This window comes from Thalassoglobus sp. JC818, from assembly GCF_040717535.1.
Classification (GTDB): Bacteria; Planctomycetota; Planctomycetia; order Planctomycetales; family Planctomycetaceae; genus Thalassoglobus.
The window spans coordinates 755,991-776,821 of record NZ_JBFEFI010000002.1; the positions used below are offsets into that span (position 1 = coordinate 755,991).

Below are 20,831 nucleotides of genomic sequence, written 5' to 3' on the forward strand. Positions count from 1 at the left end.
AGTCTCTGAGCGTGAACGCCGGAGACGCATCACTCGTTCTGAGCAGGTGGGTCTTCCGATTGCTGCGGAACAGCGGGAGCGACAATTTCTTCGCAGGCGATTCCGACGGTATTACGTCCCACGCCGATCTGAATCAGAAGGGGCAGTGTCGACGCTTTCCATCGAACCAGATAGGCGTCGCTGATAAATGTATCGTTGAAGACCTCTCGACCGGTAAACCGATTGAGCACAATCAGCTCCATTCTTCTCCCTTCAGGAGCTGCGAAGAATAGAACAGGCCACGCCGATGGCGTCAGGGTGTTCAACTTCTGGTCGACAATTTCTCTTGACCACAGCACGCTTCCATCTGTCTGGTCAATGCAGGTGACCTTTCCATTGACGGTTGTTTCAAGTGTGTGAGTCGTCTTGGACGCGTAAGAGAAGTGGTAGAACTCAGGGGGACCATCTCCCGGAACCAGAATCAATGACGTTCCACGAATGAGAACTTCAATGCTTTTGGGAGAGTTGGTGATCTCTGTTTGCGATTGAAGTCGCTCCTCACCTGTCTGACCGTCAAGCACGATGAACTTTCCGTCGGGATCAAGGATGCCGATGTCGGAGCCATTCACGGTTGTCCAGACAAACTCTTCCGGAACCTTCACAGCCCAGACAGTCTCATCTAAGACTGGATCATACATCTGGAATTCCCGCGAATCGTAAGTGGTGTGCAGCACCGGCCAACAGCGTCCCCATTCACCGAAATGTCTGTCGATGGGGCCTCGGATCGTCTCTGCGGGAATTTCCTGAGAGCCAATTTCCCGTCCATCCATTGCTCGGAAGATTCGGACGATTTGCGACCTCGGCGCTTTCGTGATGATGTACTCATCATCATTGAAGACTTCGCTTCCCGGTTCGAGATCACTTCGTTCCCAGAGAAGACGACCCGTCAGTGGATCGATGGCGGTCAGGTCGACGCCTCGTCCAAAGCAAAGAAATGATGAAGTCATCGTACCGACGTCGCCAGTGAACTCGTCTTGCTCCTGCCGATAAGAGAGGAACGTCCGAAATCCAGGAATCGGTTCATTCAAAGGGTCGGAGAAGACACGCTGTTCGGCGAAATCATCCTCGACTTCGACGAGTGATTCATTGAGAAGAACTCGCGGAAGTTCGGTGCTGAGTTGAAAATCGACCAGCAGAAAACGCTCGGCAAGCACGATCAGTGCCAGGTTGCCATGCATCATTACGTGACGTCCCAAACGCGAACCAAGAGGGAATCGAGTCGTTCGGATGCCGGTTTGAAGGCGTGCTCTTCTGACCCCGTCATTGTCGTAAACGTCGATATAGGTTCCCATCTGATCGAGAAAGAACGACCAGCCTTCAAGGGGAATCGAAGAAGGTCCCAGCTGAGGAATTTGATAGCGGTGATGAAGCTCGACAGCGTTGACATCATCCGTATGAATCGCAGTCTCAGGCCACACTGGAACCGCCCGAAACAGCTCAAGCCACTCGCGTGCGGTGCGAAGATTTTCGATTTCTTTCAGGACAGCTTGTGGTGCATTCTCCTGACCATCGAGCAAACGTTCTGCCGTCGTCAGGTAAGCATTCGCGTTTCTGCCTTCTTTCATGACGAGAGAATTCTTGGCGAGTTCAACAAGTGCACGAGGCTGTTCTTCGGAAGGAAGATCTCTAAGTAGGCGTGTCCAGATGACGGAAAGTTCATTCACTCGTTTTAATGTCCGCTCGATCGACTCCAGTCGCTGTAGGATATTCTCAACGTCGAGTACTTCTTTCGGGAACGAACGAATGACAAGGATCGCGGCTGAGTCGTTCGATTGTTCGGTCAGCCACTCATTGATCCGTTGACGCAGCAGTTGTGCATCGTCTTCTGAAGCCGATTGAAAGATGTTGAAGACTTCTGAAAGGACCCATCGTTGTGAATCGAGTTCAACGATTCCATCTGCGTCTTGAGTGGTGCCTCGCGTTTCATTCTCGTTGATCATCGTCAGATACTGATCGATCGCTTCTCCGTACTGACCATTCCTCGTGAACCGATTGGCCAGGTGTTTGCGAAACTCAAACAACTGCTCCGCATTGGTGAAGAGCGGCTCGATGTTTTTGATTTCATCAACGTCGAACTCCACGTCGTATTGGGCCAAACGTTCAATCATTGCCCATGCGAGCACGGAACGGCTGTCTTCGGGCAACTCATCGAGCGGGATGCTCGTGAACGCTTCGTACCCTTGCTGCCAGTTGCCTTGCTGTAAGGTGATCTCCGCGAGAGTGGCGACTCGTTGCGGGGAATGATCAGCCAGTTCTGCGAGTGAATCGCGGATCTCTGCTTCGCTTGAGAACGCCGAAATTTCGGTAGCGGTCTGCATTACCAGTCGGTCTCCAGCTACGGTCAAATTGCCGATAGGAGTATCCGGAGAAACCATCGAACGCGCGAGCATTGTGCCGGTCGTGAGATCGACGAAAGCGACTTCTCCCGTTGAGAGTGGTTGCGCGTAAGTTTCCCCCATGCGGACGCCTCGTCCCGACGGAAGCGGAATTGCAACGCTCCATTCGCGGCTGCCATCGACAGTAGAGAGTGCCAGGATTTCTCTTCTCGACAGAACGATGAGTTGGTCCTCATTCACTCCCAGTATGGAAATCATCTGTCCACGAGCGAGGGGATTTTCCCAGCCCGGAGTTCCGTCTTCAAGCTTCACAGCGACAAGTTCATCGCTGTCGGGTGGAGTGAAAAACAAAAGCCCGTTCGCGGTCACAATTTTGCTCTCAAACCAGCGTTGGTCGTCGATCAATCGTTCGATGGAATCGGAAATGTTCTGCGAGCGTGGACGCCGTCTTCGAAGGAACAGATCCGGCGAAGAAGCACGGGCTGACTTTTGGTACTGGTGCGTCCAGACCACGGAGCGATTCAGAGGGTCGATGGCGGTCAGCACTCCTTCGCCGGTGGGGCAGATCAACAGTCCGTCGAGATACGCGGGCATGAGACCTGCCAGGCGCCGTGAATCGGCAAACACCAGATCCTGGTTGGGATTGAGCAAACCAATCGACCAGAGAATGTCTCCGTTATGTTTGTCGATTTCGAAGAGCTGAACTTCACCACGTTCTTCACCGATCACGAAGAGTTGGTCGTTGACCGGAAGTGGGGCCCCGTAAAAGAAAACCTGTCGAGGAAGTTCCACCACCTGATCGAAAGGAATCACAGCCTGGTCATCCATCGATCCGATCGACCATCGGTTCCGCAGCCCGGTGGCGATTTCGTAGCAATGCAACTGATTGAAAGACTGCGGAAGAAGCTCGTGTCGATGATTTGATCGCATCAGCAAATCGGGCTGAGTACTGCCGACCAACTGACAGTCTGTAATCGCATATACGTACTCGCCGTCCGTACTCAGCGAAGATGACGTCAAGTCCCGCCAACCTCGCAATGAAAAGAACAGGGACAGCATTTCTTCGCGAAAAGGGTCGCGCTGCCCAGCAGGGCTTGAAGTCGTTTTGAAGAGATAGTCGAACGTTTCGTCAGACTTGATTCCAACACCAACGAGTTCACCAGTCTCGATGTCGTAAGCTTTGGGGGCAGTATAGCCCGGAACCAGAACCAGATTCCCGACGCTGAGTGCTCGTCCCGCCGGAAAACTGACCAACTTCTCGGAAGCATGAATCCTCGAACCGGTGGCGTTTGCAATTGAAAGCGATTCCTGAACGAGGTCAGCTTCGCGATTAATGTCCCCGAGGAAAAAGTCATACTCGTCAATCAATGACCGATTCCAAATCTGACTCGAACGCACAGGGGAGAACCCGAAGCTGCCAGCATGAGACGGACTACCGTGCGGATTCGTCCATGTTTGGCGAGGTGACTCGGACTCAGAACCGAGTTGGATTTTCTCTTTGAGAGTCTCAATGTGGTCGTTCAGCTCGTCCGTCGAATGCGTTCGCTGGGCTCCAGAGAGGTCCCCGACATCAAGTCGTGTTCGCTTCAGAATTTTGAGTGCTTCGATTCCAGCTTCCGTCGCAGCAAACCGTCTGGCGACTTCTCCAATGGCGAGTCGATCCTGTTCAGCCACGCCGAGTTTCAGCAATCGTTGAGCTTCGCCTCCATAAAGTCGTTCGTACTCATCACGATGCGTTTCGATCGTTGAGCGAACGAGACGGGAAATGGGAGCACCGACAACATTGTCGTCTGTGGTGAAGAAGTCGACCGATTCGTCGAGGATTGATTGAAGGATCTTCAGCCCATCCGCCACCTTTCCCTCTGCGATCAGGTCGTTCCCCTGCTGGAATGCGGACTGCACGAGATGGTCGGTTGGCAGCCGCAGAACGAGATCGTCGATGTCGCTCGAGGGATCAAACTGCTCTTGGTTCCCGAACGGGTTGAAGAACTGGGCTTGAGCCTCCGGTGCAATGAATACAAGGCAGCAGGCGATGCACCAGCCGACGAGGAAATTTGTTCGACGATGATTGTTCATCGGGATTTCGGAGACCATATCGAACGGAATGTGTGTCAATAAGGACGGATGATTCATATCGAAATCATACCCGGTGAGACCCCGTTGAGAATGCGAGACCTCTGGGCAAAGTCAGATTTCGACGGATCAAATTTCCTTGAAGACAGCCCTTGTCGGAAGCGACCTGCGCGAAAAAATGAGTTCACATTGCAGCTTCAAGAGCAGCAGTTCGGAAAAACAATTGACAGGTTTGCAGATTGTGTGCTACCGAATGACAGGGAAAAGATCATCAAAAGTGGACGAAGACCGTGAACCTTGCAAAAGAATCGAAGTCTGATGCCAGTCCGCAACTCCTTGTTGCGGACGATGATTGCGCTTTTCGAGAGACTGTGCTCGAGTTGCTCGAACCTCATTTCCAGACGATTGCGGTTGAATGTGCGGAGCACGCCATCGAAGTTGTCTCCACGACATCCATCGACGTCGTCATTCTCGACATGCATATGCACGTGATGACGGGGCTGGAAGCGATCCGCTGGTTGCGTGAACATCAATCGCGATTGCCCTGCATTTTGATGACTTCGGACCTGTCGCGAGAACTGGAAGCGGAAGCCTACGGACTGGAAGCATTCTCTGTCCTCAGGAAGCCTCCTCGTGCGCAACATTTGATCGATACCATCAATTGTGCTTTGGAGTTATAGTTTGATTGGAATGCGGTCGTTTCTTACCCGATGGAGATGTTCAGTCTCGATCGTTTCGACGATTGCAATTATCGCGGTAGCGGTTAGTCAATTGGGGAGTCAGTTGCGATTCTCTCTTTCGTGGTTACAGGTCAGCCAGCGAAAGACCCATCCCGCCGCATTGATCACGTCGAATTAGCAAGGTCGGACGGACGATGGCATTGGTCACGATTCAGGTGATTCAGGGGCACGAAGCGGGAGTTGTCTTGCGGGATCTCGAAACGCCGTTCACGATTGGACGCGAAGAAGAGAACGAAGTTCAGCTTAATGATGAGCGGATCAGTCGTTTCCATGCAAAAGTTCAGGGAAACGAAGATGCTTTGATCATCACCGACCTCGACAGCACCAACGGGACTCGGGTAAACGGGCACTACACAAAAATGCGGATGATTCAGCCCGGGGATCAAATCGCGGTCGGCCGCTGTCTGTTGATTGTCGGCAAGCCAGTGGAAATTGACATCGCCGGTGCTGGAGTTCCAATCGATCCGGATGACGATTCCAGCATCTTTCTTGAAGACAGCGAACTTGTTCAACCCGCTTTTCCAGGCGGTCCGCCGGCTTGTCCTGACGACCTGAACGCACTGCAAGCTGCACAAGTCGCCAGCCTGATCGAGTTTGCCAGAACTGAGGTCCTCGCGGCGCTGAACTCGATTTCAAGTCGAACGCAAAGCGACGGCGATCAGAGTGACGAAGAAGTCAAAGAAGACGTCATGCTCCCTCACGAAGCATGGCACCGGTTGCAATCTGTACCGGGCGTACTGGCTCGCTATCTGAACGAGCTGGCCAACCCCTCCGATCATTGAAGCCGCAGCTTCAAGCGCTTGACCGAGTTTGACAAGCTCTCCAAGCCGAAGAGGAGTGAAGTGGGCCGATTGGGGTTTCGAACGAGAGGCTGATCTCTTCTTCACAGGGCGATCGCGATGACGGCTAGAATCGCGACCCAGACGACCCCCAGAAAGTGCCAGAACCAGGCGCATGCCCGAACGCCCCAGAAATACTCATGGTCATACCGATCGCTCCAGGATCGAGTGACGATCAGCGAGAGAAACATCGTCGCCACAAAAAAGTGGATCGCGTGGAGCGTCGCGAGGCAGAGGACGAAAGCAGTCACTCCGACTGTTGCTGACTCGTAAGTTCTTTCATTCGGAAACAGCGACCAGAGAGCGTAGCACTGCACGCCCATAAAGAGACTTCCCAGAATCAGGCTGGTGAGTAGCCACTTGCGAAAGGGTTTCTGTTGTTCCCGTTTCACGTGCGAGAGAGCTTTGCCGAGTGAGATGCTGCCGAGAAAGAGAATAAGTGTGCTGAACGCGAAAGCGGGAGGAAAGTAAAGTCCCTTGTGGTCGACGTTCGGTTTTCCGAAGAGTCGCTGTAACAGCCATGTCAGACCCATGGCAACGATGGCTGAACTGACGCAGACACCGACCATTCGCAGGGCTTGCAGACTTTGGCCTCCTGCGTATCGGTTCGGTATTGAAATAGAACGCTGAGAGCCAGGCATAATTGCCATCCAAACGGGGCTCGGCAGTGAAAATTGCTGAATGAGAACTCTCTTTACTCACTCATGATTTGAAGAGTTATTCGGAGTCCGATCGCGACACATCGAAGAAGGTGCCCATCAGGTCGTGGCCTTTTTCGATCACTTCTTTTGTCTGTCGAGCTGCTGGTTCATTATAGGCACTTCCGCCAATCCCCCGCACATCCGAACCGCAGAATGCGTAGGGAACGTAACCGTGGCTGTGAGTCTTGGTGCGGAGAAATGTCGGATGATCCGGGCAGACAAAAATTCGGTAGTCACCCTGCTCACGCAGGTGACGATGGAGAGGACCGACGATCTTTTCGTCGATCTCTTCAAGTGCGGTCACTTTTTCTTTGGCAAGGCCTTCGTGAGAAGCTTCGTCAGTCGCTTCAACGTGGACGACCACGAAGTCATGTCCTTTGTTGAGTGTTTCGATCGCTGCGCGTCCTTTGGCAGCATAATCCGTGTCGAGATACCCGGTGGCACCTTCGACTTCGACGACATCCCAGCCAATCAGCTTTCCGATGCCGCGCAGCAGATCCACAGCAGTAATCACTGCTCCACGTACTCCGAATCTCTCGGAGAACAGTTGAAGATCCGGCCGCGACCCTTGTCCCCACAGCCAGGCTTGCGTGGCTGGAAGAAGACCGTCTGATAGACGTTTCTGGTTGGCCTCAGAGCCTTGGAACAACTCGACGCTCTTCTCCATGAGCGCGCGAAGATCGCATCCTCCTGAACCCATGGGGAGATGATCCGCGATCGGTTGATCAGTGATGTCGTGAGGAGGAACGGTGTAAGTGTCCGTCGCGAAAGGGGCCTTTTCTCCACGGGCCCGATAGATCAGCAGGTTTCGGTAGCTGACCCCCGCGTGAAATTTCCAGTGCTGATTTCCACAGCAATGGCTTTGCAAGAGTTCGATGAGTTCGCGAGCGATATCATTCGAAATCTGCCCGGCGGTAAAGCTCTTCATGATGCCATCAACGACGGTCACGAGATTACACCGAATGGCCCAGTCTCCGGTTTCTAATTCGATTCCCTGGGCTGCAGCTTCCAGCGGTGCTCGACCTGTGTGATAGACCAGCGGGTCGTAACCGAACAGGCTCATTGTCCCAACATCGCTCCCGGACGGCATTGATTCGGGAACGTTGTCGGTTTGACCGAGACGTCCCAGCTTCGCGATCTCGTCCATGTTTGGAACGTTGGCTGCTTCCAGAGGTGTTTTTCCCCCGAGTGTTTCTTGAGCTTCGTCGGCACAGCCATCCGGAATTACCAACGCATACTTCATGAGATTGCCAATGTTGGAGTGTGAACGTGAAGAGAAATGATTCTAGAGCAAGTTGCTCTTTCCTGTGCACTCGCATGAACCGGTTTCTTCTCACGAAAGCAGCTTTTGCTCGCGGTACGCTGCCGGTTCAGTTCTTCTCAGGCCTGTTCAAGTTGTCTTCCGAAGTTCAAGCCGGCTTTGGAATTCAGTTCGACCGACGAAAAAACCTCCGCGAAAGTGCGGAGGTCATCCTGTGCAAACTTCGAAGCGATTCTCACTGGGTACTCGACGCAATGCGAAATGGAGCACCGTGCAACCGACCTCTTACTTTGATTTTGTGGTCGGAACCGCAGTCGAGCAGAAGGATGCTTTAATGTACTCGCGATTCAGTCGGGCAATGTGTTCGACGGAGACACCCGCCGGGCAGGCTGCTTCACATTCATAGGTGTTGCTGCAGCCTCCGAAGCCTTCTTGGTCCATTTGAGCGACCATGTTCACAACGCGTTGTGACCGTTCTGGGTCTCCCTGAGGAAGCTGTGCCAAGTGGGAAACTTTCGCCGATGTGAAGAGCATCGCCGAAGCGTTTTTGCATGCTGCGACACATGCTCCGCAGCCAATGCAAACAGCAGCATCGAGGGAACTTTCCTGATCCTGTCGTGGGATCGGCAAACAGTTCCCGTCCTGAGCCTGACCTGTGTTGACCGAAACGAATCCGCCGGACTCAATGATGCGATCGAAGGCAGATCGATCGACGGCGAGGTCTTTGATCACGGGGAACGGGTTGGCTCGCCATGGTTCGATGACGATTGTTTGCCCGCTCTTGAATCGACGCATGTGCAGCTGGCAGGTCGTTGTTTCTTTGTCCGGGCCGTGCGCTTGACCGTTGATCATCACGCCGCACGTTCCACAAATTCCTTCACGACAATCGTGGTCGAACGCAACCGGCTCTTCTCCAGCAGCGACCAACTGTTCGTTGAGAACGTCGAGCATCTCAAGGAACGACATGTGGGTCGAAATCCCATTCACTTTGTAATCCACGAATCGCCCACGGCTGTCTGGGCCGTCCTGGCGCCACACTCGAAGTGTCAGGTTCAGATTCTGGTCAGAGTGGCTCATGGTCAGATCAATCGAGAAAAAAGGATGGGTGACTGCCGCAACCTGGGGCTTGATTCGCTACTTGTAACTTCGGGTTGTGAGTTTGACGTTTTCAAACTCCAGCGGTTCAACGTGCCGCTTCGAATCGCCGTTTGGAACGTGTTCCCAGGCAGCAACGTGGGCGAAGTTCTCGTCGTCGCGCTGAGCTTCACCTTCTGATGTTTGATGCTCTTCCCGGAAATGGCCGCCGCACGATTCTTCACGCGTGAGAGCGTCCTGAGCAAAGACCTCAGAAAACTCGAGGAAGTCGGCCACGCGTCCCGCCATTTCAAGCTGTTGATTAAACGACTCTCCGCTGCCGGGAATCCGGATCTGCTTCCAGAACTGCTCGCGAATCATGCGAATCTTGTCGGTTGCCTGCTTCAGTCCTTCAGCATTTCGGGCCATTCCGCAGTAGTCCCACATGATTTGTCCAAGCTCGCGATGGAAGCTTTGAACGGTGCGGGTTCCATTGATGCGGAGAAGCTTATCGACTCGCTCCTTGGCTTCGTTCTTGGTTTCTTCGAAGCGAGGATGAGCGGTCGTGACCGGCTTGATGGTTCGTCCGGCGAGGTGATGACCAATCGTGTACGGAGCGATGAAGTATCCGTCAGCAAGTCCCTGCATCAGGGCACTCGCTCCCAGTCGGTTGGCTCCGTGGTCGGAGAAGTTGGCTTCACCGAGAACGAACAATCCAGGAATGGTGCTTTCGAGGTTGTAGTCGACCCAAAGTCCACCCATGGTGTAGTGCACCGCTGGGTAAATCCGCATCGGAGTCTTGTATGGGTTTTCGTCGGTGATCTTCTGGTACATGTGGAAGAGGTTGCCATACTTGCTGCGAATGGCATCTTCTCCCTGTTCCTGAATAGCTCGTCGGAAATCGAGGAAAACAGCCGTTCCTGTTTCACCGACTCCGTAGCCTTCGTCGCAGCGTTCTTTGGCTGCACGACTTGCAACATCGCGAGGCACCATGTTCCCGAAGGCAGGGTACCGGCGTTCGAGGTAATAATCTCGATCTTCTTCCGGAATGTCCTGAGGCGATCTGCTGTCCTGAGGGTCTTTCGGAACCCAGACGCGCCCGTCGTTTCGAAGACTTTCACTCATCAGAGTGAGTTTCGATTGGTAGTCCCCTTTGACCGGGATGCAAGTCGGATGGATCTGCGTAAAGCATGGATTGGCGAAAAACGCCCCGCGCCTGTGACATCGCCAAGCTGCGGTGACGTTACAACCCTTCGCATTGGTCGACAGGTAAAACGCATTTCCGTAGCCCCCGGTGCAGACGAGCACAGCGTGGGCAGCATGAGTTTCGAACTCACCAGTCTTCAGGTTTCGGCAGACGATACCGCGTGCCATGCCATCGACAGTGACAAGGTCGAGCATTTCCCGGCGAGGGTACATTTTGACCTTGCCCGCTGAGACTTGTCGCATTAGTGAACTGTAAGCTCCGAGGAGGAGCTGTTGTCCGGTCTGGCCACGGCAGTAAAAAGTTCGCGATACCTGAGCCCCACCGAAGGTCCGGTTTGCAAGCAGTCCGCCATATTCTCGGGCGAACGGAACTCCCTGAGCGACACACTGATCGATGATTGATCCGCTGACTTCTGCGAGGCGATACACGTTCGCTTCGCGCGCACGGAAGTCTCCCCCTTTGATGGTGTCGTAGAAGAGCCGGTGGACGGAATCACCATCGTTCGGGTAATTCTTCGCAGCGTTGATTCCCCCTTGAGCAGCGATGCTGTGGGCACGGCGAGGGGAGTCCTGATAGCAGAAGGCTTTGACGTTGTAGCCCAGTTCTCCCAGTGACGCTGCCGCAGCTGCGCCGGCGAGTCCGGTGCCGACGACGATGATGTCGAACCGACGCTTGTTGTTCGGAGAAACGAGTTTCATCTCGTTTTTGTGCTTCTGCCACTTTTCCGAAAGCGGGCCGCCGGGGACATTTGAGTGAAGTTCCGTTTGACTCATCGTCAATTTCCTGCCAGGCATTTTTCAACAGCGAGCAGTGTTGTTCCCGAGGTGTTGTTTCGGAACTGAAGAATCAATCTTCTGACTGCTGCGACTTCACAAACAACTGAAACTAATGGCCGGTTGTCACCGTTCCGACGAACTGAAACCACTCAGGGTACATTTGAGCCATCACCGGAAAGCTGCTGAAACCAAGAGCGACAACAACTCCGAAGATGCGTGAAATCACTTCGACTCCCGAAGTGTATTTTGGGTGATTGAATCCGATCGTCTGACACGCACTCGCTAGACCGTGAGAAACGTGAATTCCTAACGCGATGGCGCCTGCCATGTAAATGATGAGTCGAGTTCCGTCCGAGACAATCAAGCCAGCTTTCTGGGCGGGAGTCATGCCTTCGAGTCCCCAGCCGATCTCCAATTTGAAATCGGAAATGTGGACAACCAGGAAGAGCATCCCCACCAGGCCGGTGACCATCATCGTGTAGTCGGGGGCGAGAAGCAGTGGAAGTGCACGGTCATCTCGTTTTGACTCGTTCTTCCGATATCCGGTTTTGCGTGACGATTTGTTCTCCCAGGTCGTCGCAAATGCGAGCACGATATGGAGAGCGAAGGCCGCAAAGAGAAGAGTTTCTGCCAGAATCAGAAACTCTTCGTTGCTGTGCAGGGCGTGTGCATACTTGTCGTACGCCTCTCCGCCGACATAAAGCAACAAGTTCCCTGAAAGGTGCACGACCAGGAAGAAACAGAGGAACAGCCCCGTGAGCGCCATGACGAACTTGCGTCCCACGGTAGACTTCAGAAAGCCAGTGAGCCAGCTCAATTTCGGCTCCTTCAATTTCGATGCCGTCAAAGATTCGAGGTCAACGTCACTCAATGCAGAGTATCGGATGAGCAAACGGTAACCCTTTTGCCATCGCAACTTCGGCGGATTATAGGGGTTCGGTCCACATCTGCAACGTCCGATTCACTGCAGTTTTGTTAACTCTCAGCATTGAATTCGCCTGCGTCGTAGCGTTCCCAAAATTCAGAAGGGGACATCGGTCGAGCGACGCCGTCGAATGAAGTGTCAATTTGCTGGAGAGAACTCATGTTCCGGATTGCTTCGATTCCGGTTGTGATGAGATTCGGAGTGAAAATCAGCCGTTCGAGTTGCAGGTCGGCAAGTGGGCTCAAGTCTGTGACCTGGGTTCGCGAAATGTTCAGCCGTTTGAGAGTGGTCATTCCCGAAAGTGCATTCAGGTTGTTCACAGCGCTTCCTTCGACATCCAGACTTACCAACCCGTGGTCCGAAATCCCTGTGAGGTCCTTCACGTTGGTGTTTCTCATCCAGAGGGTTCCAAGCTTCATGGACTGGACGGTTTTCAGGTTTTCGACTGGCGTGTCACAAAGATTGAGTTCGTCGAGCTGTTTGCCGGTGAGGATCGAAAGGTCTTCCACCGGGCATTTGTTCAGCCATAAGACTTTCAACGGGCTCGATGCCAGGGGGGAAATGTCGAGAACTTTCGCTCCTTCGAGATAAAGGTGAGTCAGCTTCGTGTTGCCTTCGAGGAATGACAGATCTTCCAGTTGCGAACGTGTCGCATCGAGGTGTTCAAGCGGAGCACCTGTCAGTGGGGACATGTCTGAAATGTCGGTTTCCGCAATTCCCATGCGTTCGATCTTCATCCCTTCGAGTGGAGACAGGTCGGTGACACGCGTTTGGGAAAGGTTTAATACCTTGAGAGGGAGCCCTCGCAATGGTTCGAGCGTTGTGATTCCGCTGTTTCCAAGGTCTGCGACCGTGAAGTTCCGACCGGTCTTTTCGAAGTGAGCGTTCTCGTTGGCTCCAAGTTGCCTGCGGAGTTCGTCCGCAGTCAGCATTTTCGGGACTTCACTTTCGCCGTCGGATGTTTGTTCGTCCGGTTTGACGGCATTGAAAGATGAGGCCGAGTTGTCAGAACTTTCGCTCGTCGGGTTTTCGCTACAGCCAGAAACTGTCAACGAAAAAGCAAGGCACCCAAGCAACAAGTTGACGCGCTGCCTCTCAGTGAAACGACGGCGTTGAGTCTGAGTGAAATGTCGTTGTTGCTTCGCCATTGATGTGGCTTTCTCGTGATTCGAGCAAAATGGGCAGTGAAAAAAATCTGGCGTTTGTTGATTCAACCGCAGAGAAGTCGATCGGTTGCCGTTCGATTTACTTGGGTTTGATTGCACCCGATTCGAGGTCTTTGACGACTTCTGCCAGAACAGCCGGATCTTCAGAAGCAATGACGTGCTGAATGCGACCGCCTGGGACGTCGAGCCGTTCCATCGCTTCCTGTGCCGAGTTCCAAAGCTTGGCTTTCTGTTTGGCACCGGTGGCGAGGTAGAGGCTGGTGACCAACTCGCTCAGGCGTTGGCTGTCGATCTGTTCCCGGTTCTCGTAGTAACGGGAAATAACTTTTTTCTGGTAGTTGGAATATTCACGAGGCATGGGATTGTCCTGAGTTCGAATGAGATCACATTGTAGCCAATCGGCGCTGAGGATGAAGTTGCTCCACGCTGGCGAGTTTTTTTCGTGTCAGTCAACGTGTTACGATTGAAGATCGGACGATCGACGAATGGCTGGGAGACTTTTGTGAATCAACTGGGAAAACGCCCATGGCTGGAAGAAATCAGTCGGATGGTGGATCAACACGCCGAGCACGTTCGGGAGATCCGGCGATTTCTTCATCAGCACCCTGAGCCAAGCGGCGAAGAGTTTCACACGACGGCGTTTTTCCTTGAGAAACTCAAAGAGCTGGATGTGCAAGCTGTCGTCGGGCCGGGAAATCGCGGATTGATCATTGATGCACCAGGCCAAAAACCGGTGATCGCAATTCGCGGAGACATTGATGGGCTCCGCATTCAGGATCAGAAGACGACTAGCTACTGCAGCCAGGCGGACGGGTTGATGCATGCCTGCGGGCACGATGCTCATGCTGCGATTGCCTACGGGACGATGCTGACGCTGATGAGCTTGGCGAAACAGTTCCCTGAATGGTCGGTTCCGTGGAGAGTGTTGCTGCAACCGGCGGAAGAGACGAATCGCGGAGCGATCGAATTGGTCGAAGCGGGAGCTGTGGATGGGATTCAGGCTTTGATGAGTCTGCACATGGACCCATCACGAGAGACCGGAACAATTGGAGTTCGTTCGGGCGCATTCACCGCGGATTGCCATGAGTTGGAAGTCCAAGTCCTCGGTCGCGGAGCGCATGCTGCTCGTCCGCATGAAGCCTGTGATCCCATCGCAGCAGCAGCCCAGTTGATCAGTTCGATTTTCCTGTTCATTCCGCGCGGAACAGATTCCCAAGATCCGGTCGTGGTCAGTTTCGGGCAAATCCAGGCGGGGCAAAACCCGAACGTCATTCCGGACAAGGTGATTGTTCGCGGAACGCTGCGGACGCTCGATTTACGGATTAGTGAGAATACGATTCGGCATCTCGAGCGGTTGGCGCGCGGAGTCGCAGAAGCGAGCGGGACGACGATCACTGTGACCCATCGTCACGGTCCTCCAGGTGTCGAAAATCATCCGGAGTTGACGGGGATTGTTCGAGAAGTTTCGAGCGAATTGCTCGGTCGGGAGAGCGTGCAGGAAATTTCTCGACCGAGTATGGGGGGAGAGGATTTCGCCAACTATTTGCAGAAAGTTCCGGGGGTGATGTTCCGGCTGGGATGTTCGAAAGACCCACAAAACGCCCCGCCGCTGCATTCTCCACTCTTCGATATCGACGAAGAGGCTCTCGTCGTTGGAACGAAGGTTCTGGCTGGGAGCGTCGTTGAATGGTATTTGCGGCATACCAATTGCGTCTAGACTGTTCCCGCGAGGTTGATTCCGCACCGTTGCAACTGGAGTGAATTCGAGCATGTCAAAAATTCCATTCTCCGAAAGCCCTGGGCCGTCGCTCGGAGTCGAAATCGAAATGGCTTTGGTGGATCGCGAGACGGGAAGTCTGCGGTCAGGGTGTCCGGCAATCCTCCAGGCGCTTTCGAGTGCTGACTGCGAAGCGGTCAAGCCGGAGTTGATGGAATGCTACATCGAAGTCAACACAGACGTTTGCACAACCGTCAATGAGGCAGGGAAACAGCTACGAAAACAATTGAAAGCGGTTCAGTCCGTCGCTGAGGAAAACGGGATCGACCTGCTTTTTTCCGCGACTCATCCGTTTTCTTCATGGCACGACCAGCAGGTCAGCGACAACGAACGATACAACCGGATCGTCAATCTCCTTCAGGATACAGCCCGTCAACTGGTGACTTTCGGTCTGCATGTGCATGTCGGTGTTGATTCAGGTGATAAGGCGGTGATGATTTGTGATCGCATCTTGCGGCACCTGCCGATTCTGCTCGCAGCAAGTTGCAATAGCCCGTATTGGGAAGGCCGACAAACGGGATTGTGTTCGTGGCGAACGAAAGTGATGGAAGGGCTTCCGACTGCCGGGCTGCCTCCGTTTATGCGAAACTGGAGCGAATACGCCTGGCTCGTGAACCATCTCATTCACACCGGGTTTATCGAATCGATCCGAGAAATCTGGTGGGACGTGCGACCGCATCACAACTTCGGCACGGTTGAAGTGCGGATCTGTGATATGCCCGGTCGCTTGGACGATGCTTTGGGGCTGGTGGCTTACATCCATTGCCTGATCAAGTCGCTCTCAGATGAAATCGACGAAGGACTTTACCAGCATGATTGCCATCCGATGCTGGTCAGGCAGAATAAATGGCGAGCAGCTAGATACGGATTGGACGCCGAGCTGGTCGATAGTCAAAGTCACCAACTTGTTCCGACGCGGGAGATCATCAAGTCGACCATCGAAAAGTTCCGGGAGATCTCTCAAGAACTCGGTTGCGAAGCTGAACTGCTGGAGTTTGGTGAATTTATTCAACAGCCGACCTGGGCCCAGCGGCAAATGGATCAATTGGAAAGATTCGGCTGTCAGAAGCAACTTGTCAGCTGGATGGTGGAGCAATCGCGAGTCGGTTGAGAGAGTCTTTTTAGGAATTTATCTGGCGGAATGAGCAACGCTTGACCGGTCAAGCAGTTGTCTAAAGTGTGTGGAAATTGATCGCTCTCTGTGGAAATCAAGGGTTAACCAAAAACACATTCTAATTTTCAGAATTTCCCCTTTTCCTGAAATTGCCTGATAGCTATGATCCTCCCAGCTGTTATGGAAAGTGATCGCTGAAGGTCTAGCCAATCCCAGCTTCCTGCAGGTTTCTTGCTGATGATTCACATCATGGAGTAGGGTGAATCGAAGAGAGTGCAGGAGGTCAATTCAGCAATACCCTCCATTTTTCACGACTCTTGCTTCTTCTTTTCTCATTTTGCCGCTCAAGCTTCGGTACCAATGGTGTCCAAGTTCCGCGGAGGTTGTCGAAAGTCGATCGAGTCGTTTGAAGCGTACAAAAGCGGCATCAGCCGAAAATTTGAACGGGTGAGGCTCCTCAACGAGGCGAACACCTGGCTCACATAAAAGGGTGATCACTCTCTCCGAATTGTTGAGAGAGTCGAACTTTGACGACGGAGTCATTCATCATGCGAAATCCCATTCGAGCAGTTCGAGTTTGACTCGAGCAGCATCTCGGCCACCTCGACGGGCAACGCCCATCGGAATCAGGTTTGTGAGACTGTTCGACGTAGTGAGTTAAGTGAACTCACGTCGAGCGATTCATCAACTGAAAATTGGCAAAGTGTTCTGCCTGGGTCTCGCATGACTCCTTGGATTCCCACTGCGAATCCACCTCTTAGAAATCTGAAAACTGCTTTGTTTTGGCGGTGAACGCCAATTTCCTCTTCAAAATTGCGTAACTCTTTACTGATGGTTGAGTCGCAGAGTTGTGGCTCCTTTTCCATTTATCCTGACAGCCTGGTATGGCCATGAACCTGAATAAAGTCCGTAACATCGGGATTTCCGCCCACATTGACTCCGGAAAGACGACGCTCACCGAGCGAATTCTTTACTACTCCGGTCGTATCCACAAAATCGAAGAAGTGCGTGGAGGCGGTGATGGAGCGACCATGGACCACATGGAGCTCGAAAAAGAACGTGGGATCACAATTACTTCCGCTGCGACTCAGGTTCAGTGGAAAGACCACATCATCAACGTCATTGATACGCCAGGTCACGTGGACTTCACCGTGGAAGTTGAACGTTCCCTGCGTGTTCTCGACGGAGCTGTGCTCGTTCTCTGCTCAGTCGGTGGTGTTCAAAGTCAGTCGCTGACCGTCGACCGCCAGATGAAGCGGTACAAAGTTCCACGAATCGCGTTCGTCAACAAGATGGACCGAACTGGAGCGGATTACTACTCCGTTGTGCGTCAGATCAAAGACAAACTGAAAGCCAACGCTGTCCCGATTCAAATTCCAATCGGAGCCGGAAACGACTTCGAAGGAATGATCGACCTCATCGAAATGCAGTCCATCACCTTTGGTGGTGAACGTGGGGAAGACGTGATTCGCGGGGAAATTCCTGCGGACATGAAAGAAAAGTCAGAAACCTATCGTCAGGAGATGCTCGAAGCTCTCTCGATGTTCGACGATGAACTCATGGAAGCTCTGCTGGAAGAAGCAGACGTTCCGACCGAGAAAATTCGTGGAATCATCCGCGCAGCGACGTTGACTCAGGACATCACACCAGTGATGTGTGGATCTGCGTTCAAGAACAAAGGTGTTCAATCGCTGCTGGACGCTGTGACTTACTTCCTGCCACGGCCAAACGACGTTGATGTTGAAGCAATCGATGTCGATGCGACCGAAAAGGCCATCAAGGCTGGCGAAATTCAGGAAAACGAAGCCAAACGAGTTGTTCTGTCGGACTCCGTCGACGATCCACTTGTCTGTATGGCATTCAAAACCGTTCTGGAACAGTTCGGACAGTTGACGTACACCCGCATCTACCAAGGGAAGATCGTTAAGGGTGAAAGTTACATCAACACTCGTACTGGACAGAAAGTCCGGTTCGGCCGACTCGTGCGTATGCACTCGAACGATCGAGAAGATATCGATGTCGCGGAAGCTGGCGATATTGTCGCTGTCGTGGGAATCGATTGTGCGTCCGGGGATACATTCTGTGGTCCAGGAGCGAACTACTCGCTGGAAAACATTTACGTTCCGGAGCCTGTGATTCGACTTTCGATCGAGCCGACCGACCGAGCAGGTGCAGACCGTCTCGGAAAAGCACTCGAACGATTCCGTCGCGAAGATCCAACTTTCCAGGTCAGCACTGATCCTGAAACCAATGAAACGATCATTGCGGGGATGGGACAGCTGCACCTCGAAGTTTATATCGAGCGAATCAAGCGAGAATATCGCTGCGAAGTCACCATCGGGGAACCGAAAGTGGCTTACAAAGAAATGCCGACTAAAGATGTCGACTTCAACTACAAGCACAAGAAGCAGACGGGTGGTTCCGGTCAGTACGCTCACGTAGTGGGTAAACTGCAGTGCCTCCCAGAAGGTTCGGATGAAGAATACGTCTTCAACAACAACATTTCACAGGGTCGTATTCCAAACCAGTATATTCCTGCTGCCGAAGCTGGTTTCAAACGTGCTCTTGAAAAGGGACCGCTGATCGAGGCCGAAGTGGTTTACGCTTCAGTCGATCTCGATGACGGTAGTTACCACGATGTCGACTCTTCGGAAAAAGCGTTCGAAACTTGTGGTTGGCAGGCAGTGCGTGACGCCCTCACAAAGGCGTCGGTTGCGTTGCTCGAACCAATCATGACTTTGGACGTCGAAATTCCTGAAGAGTTTCAGGGAGCTGTCACCGGTCACCTTTCAAGTAAGCGTGGCGTGGTGAACTCCGCAGAAACCCGCGAAGGAACCTGTTACATCGTTGCGGAAGTTCCGCTCGCGAACATGTTCGATTACGCGAACGAGCTGCGATCGATGACTCAGGGTAAAGGTGGCTTCAGCATGGAATTCGGCCGTTACAGCCAGGTTCCTCGCAACATCCAGACGGAAGTTGTCGAACGTCGCCGCAAAGAAAAAGAAGAGCGACTTGCCAGAAAGTAAGTCGTCATACGAATAGAGTCTTCAGACTCGGCCCGGGAGATTCTCCCGGGCTTTTTTTATGTCTACATCATCAAGAGTTGGCGGCACAATCGCTGATTCGAAAATCGCCTCTCGACACAATATGATCCCCGGACTGAGAAGATTTCTCATTGAAGACCGGACGCTTCTCAGAACTGCGTTGGTGATCTCATTCAAGGTGTCGTGTGGCGTCCATTCAAGCATTCCTTCTTCTGGCCATTCCGCTGATTCCGATCATCGTGCTGGCCATTCGCTCTCTCAGAGGGGCGCGTTCGGAAGGAGGTTGCTACTGGTTGCTCGCAGCTACAGTCTTGCAGTTCGTGTCGTTGGTTACGCTCGCTGTGTGCCAGACCCTGACTGTCACTCAAGCTGAACCCTCGGCGTATTCGCATTTCTCCGCTTCGATTCCGCTGTTTCCGGGAACGACCGTCTTCAAAATTGCCCTTCGTTTGGATCTGCTGAACGGTGCTGGCCTTGTGGGGCTTCAATTGGCCCTACTGACGATCGCTGGAACACGGTTACCTCACAGATCGAAAAACGAGAATAGTCTAATCGCTTTTCTGGCTTTCGGTTCCTGGCTGTTGTTGGGTGACGACCTTGTCTCTCTGGCGACTGCGTCTTCGCTTGCCGTGCTCGGTCTGGCTGGGATTTCGCGAAGTTCGAAGAGTTCCCCGAACGAAAATTCTGGCACTGGTTTGCCCGTGTTCTTGTTCGTCGGCTGGATGGTTTTTCTCTGTGGAATTGCCTGGCTGGCAGCGGTCGCTGCAATCGTTCGATCGGCGCCTCACGGAGTTCCGGGAGAGACCACATTCGTTGTGACGGATCTCGCGCATCTGCTTCAGGTTTCCATTCGACAACATCCAGCTGCTCGGTTCCTTTGGGAGCAATATCGTCTTCTGCCGGTCGGGGCGCTCGCAGTTGGTGTTGGTTTGCTGGCGGGGCTGTTCCCGTTTCAGGAGTTGTATTCCAGAAGGTTTGCGAAAGCGGCGTTTGAGCAACGAGTCGGTCTGCTGTTTCTGTCGAATGCGGCGTTCATTCACTTTGCTCGAATTCTCAGCGACTTTCCTGCGTCGACCGCAGAGATTCCGGACGTCCCGCTCGCACTTCCGGAGTTGTATATTCCAGCAATGCTGGGTTTCGCTGCGCTTTCTTTCTTCCTGAATGCACGCCTCGAACCTGACGAACTCCGCGGTCGAGTGGTGACCTGGGCACACCAGTTTGTGTTTCTGGGCTTTGTACTGTTGCATTCTTTGCGAGTCGTCTGCGTTCTGTATGCAGTCGTGACGCAATTCGCTTCGCTGGTTTTGATCTGCCTCGAAGATGATCAGCAAGGGGCTGGCCGAACCGATCCGTCGGCCGTTGGCAAATGGATCGCTGTCGCGACTGTCGGTGTGTTGCCCGGGACGATGGGCATGTTGTTGGTGTGGCAAGTCCATCAACTTCTAAATGGGTCGGAAGAATTCGGCGCAGCTTCGGGGTGGGTCTTCGCTGGTGCCATTCTGGTGAGTGTAGTTGGCTTGGTGAAGTTGTTGCCTGACGAAGGGGAGTCGCATCTCAGTCAATCGCCCCCGCTCGTTAACTGCTTCCGTTGGATCTGGATCGGGGTCGCGATCGTCAGCAGCATCGCGATTCCAGTCTGGGCATTGATTCAGTCGCGAGTTGTTTAGACGACTTGCATCGATACACTGCACTCGTGTTGTGCAGAGCAAGTTGCTCTTTCCTGTGCACACAAAGTCAGAAAGTGGTCTAGCGGGGTAGC

The 20,831-nt window shown here is 53.2% G+C and carries 14 protein-coding genes; 6 read left to right on the forward strand and 8 right to left on the reverse strand.

The window, feature by feature from the left end:
* Nucleotides 1-29: 29 nt before the first annotated feature.
* Nucleotides 30-4,508: a PQQ-binding-like beta-propeller repeat protein gene (locus AB1L42_RS07410; protein ID WP_367052999.1), complete on the reverse strand. Its 4,479-nt coding sequence runs from the start codon at nt 4,506-4,508 to the stop codon at nt 30-32.
* A gap of 230 nt (nt 4,509-4,738) precedes the next feature.
* On the opposite strand from AB1L42_RS07410, the gene AB1L42_RS07415 reads away from it, so the two are divergent.
* Both AB1L42_RS07415 and AB1L42_RS07420 read left to right on the forward strand, forming a co-directional pair.
* On the forward strand, nt 4,739-5,128 hold the full coding sequence (locus AB1L42_RS07415; protein ID WP_367053001.1) for a response regulator: 390 nt from the start codon (nt 4,739-4,741) through the stop codon (nt 5,126-5,128).
* Between the two features lie 194 nt (nt 5,129-5,322).
* Entirely contained in the window at nt 5,323-5,970 is a 648-nt protein-coding gene (locus AB1L42_RS07420) for an FHA domain-containing protein (RefSeq protein ID WP_367053003.1), read from the forward strand.
* Nucleotides 5,971-6,071: 101 nt separating this feature from the next.
* Here AB1L42_RS07420 and AB1L42_RS07425 read toward each other — a convergent pair whose 3' ends face one another.
* From AB1L42_RS07425 to AB1L42_RS07455, 7 genes are all read right to left on the reverse strand, one after another.
* Entirely contained in the window at nt 6,072-6,668 is a 597-nt protein-coding gene (locus AB1L42_RS07425) for a cytochrome c oxidase subunit 3 (RefSeq protein ID WP_367053005.1), read from the reverse strand.
* Between the two features lie 76 nt (nt 6,669-6,744).
* Entirely contained in the window at nt 6,745-7,971 is a 1,227-nt protein-coding gene (locus AB1L42_RS07430; protein WP_367053007.1) for a cofactor-independent phosphoglycerate mutase, read from the reverse strand.
* A gap of 303 nt (nt 7,972-8,274) precedes the next feature.
* Nucleotides 8,275-9,066 (reverse strand): succinate dehydrogenase/fumarate reductase iron-sulfur subunit, encoded by a 792-nt coding sequence (locus tag AB1L42_RS07435; RefSeq protein ID WP_367053009.1) that lies wholly within the window; start codon nt 9,064-9,066, stop codon nt 8,275-8,277.
* Between the two features lie 57 nt (nt 9,067-9,123).
* On the reverse strand, nt 9,124-11,043 hold the full coding sequence (locus AB1L42_RS07440) for a fumarate reductase/succinate dehydrogenase flavoprotein subunit (protein ID WP_367053011.1): 1,920 nt from the start codon (nt 11,041-11,043) through the stop codon (nt 9,124-9,126).
* Nucleotides 11,044-11,155: 112 nt separating this feature from the next.
* Nucleotides 11,156-11,863, reverse strand: coding sequence for a succinate dehydrogenase cytochrome b subunit (locus AB1L42_RS07445; RefSeq protein WP_367053013.1), 708 nt, complete (start codon nt 11,861-11,863; stop codon nt 11,156-11,158).
* Nucleotides 11,864-12,021: 158 nt separating this feature from the next.
* Nucleotides 12,022-13,119, reverse strand: a complete 1,098-nt coding sequence (locus AB1L42_RS07450; protein ID WP_367053015.1) for a hypothetical protein — start codon at nt 13,117-13,119, stop codon at nt 12,022-12,024.
* Nucleotides 13,120-13,216: 97 nt separating this feature from the next.
* On the reverse strand, nt 13,217-13,495 hold the full coding sequence (locus AB1L42_RS07455; protein ID WP_367053017.1) for a hypothetical protein: 279 nt from the start codon (nt 13,493-13,495) through the stop codon (nt 13,217-13,219).
* A gap of 144 nt (nt 13,496-13,639) precedes the next feature.
* Between AB1L42_RS07455 and AB1L42_RS07460 the strand changes: the two genes are divergently transcribed.
* The 4 genes from AB1L42_RS07460 (at nt 13,640) to AB1L42_RS07475 (ending at nt 20,739) form a co-directional block, all read left to right on the forward strand.
* The gene (locus AB1L42_RS07460) at nt 13,640-14,854 is read left to right on the forward strand and encodes an amidohydrolase (protein ID WP_367053019.1); all 1,215 of its coding nucleotides are present in this window, start codon (nt 13,640-13,642) and stop codon (nt 14,852-14,854) included.
* Between the two features lie 52 nt (nt 14,855-14,906).
* Nucleotides 14,907-16,025 carry a YbdK family carboxylate-amine ligase gene (locus AB1L42_RS07465; protein WP_367053021.1) on the forward strand — a complete coding sequence of 373 codons (1,119 nt, stop codon included), beginning with the start codon at nt 14,907-14,909 and terminating at the stop codon, nt 16,023-16,025.
* A gap of 893 nt (nt 16,026-16,918) precedes the next feature.
* Complete coding sequence (gene fusA / locus AB1L42_RS07470) at nt 16,919-19,054, forward strand: elongation factor G (RefSeq protein ID WP_367053023.1); 2,136 nt, start codon at nt 16,919-16,921, stop codon at nt 19,052-19,054.
* A 203-nt stretch (nt 19,055-19,257) separates the two neighbouring features.
* Nucleotides 19,258-20,739, forward strand: a complete 1,482-nt coding sequence (locus AB1L42_RS07475; protein WP_367053025.1) for a hypothetical protein — start codon at nt 19,258-19,260, stop codon at nt 20,737-20,739.
* The last annotated feature ends 92 nt before the right edge of the window (nt 20,740-20,831 follow it).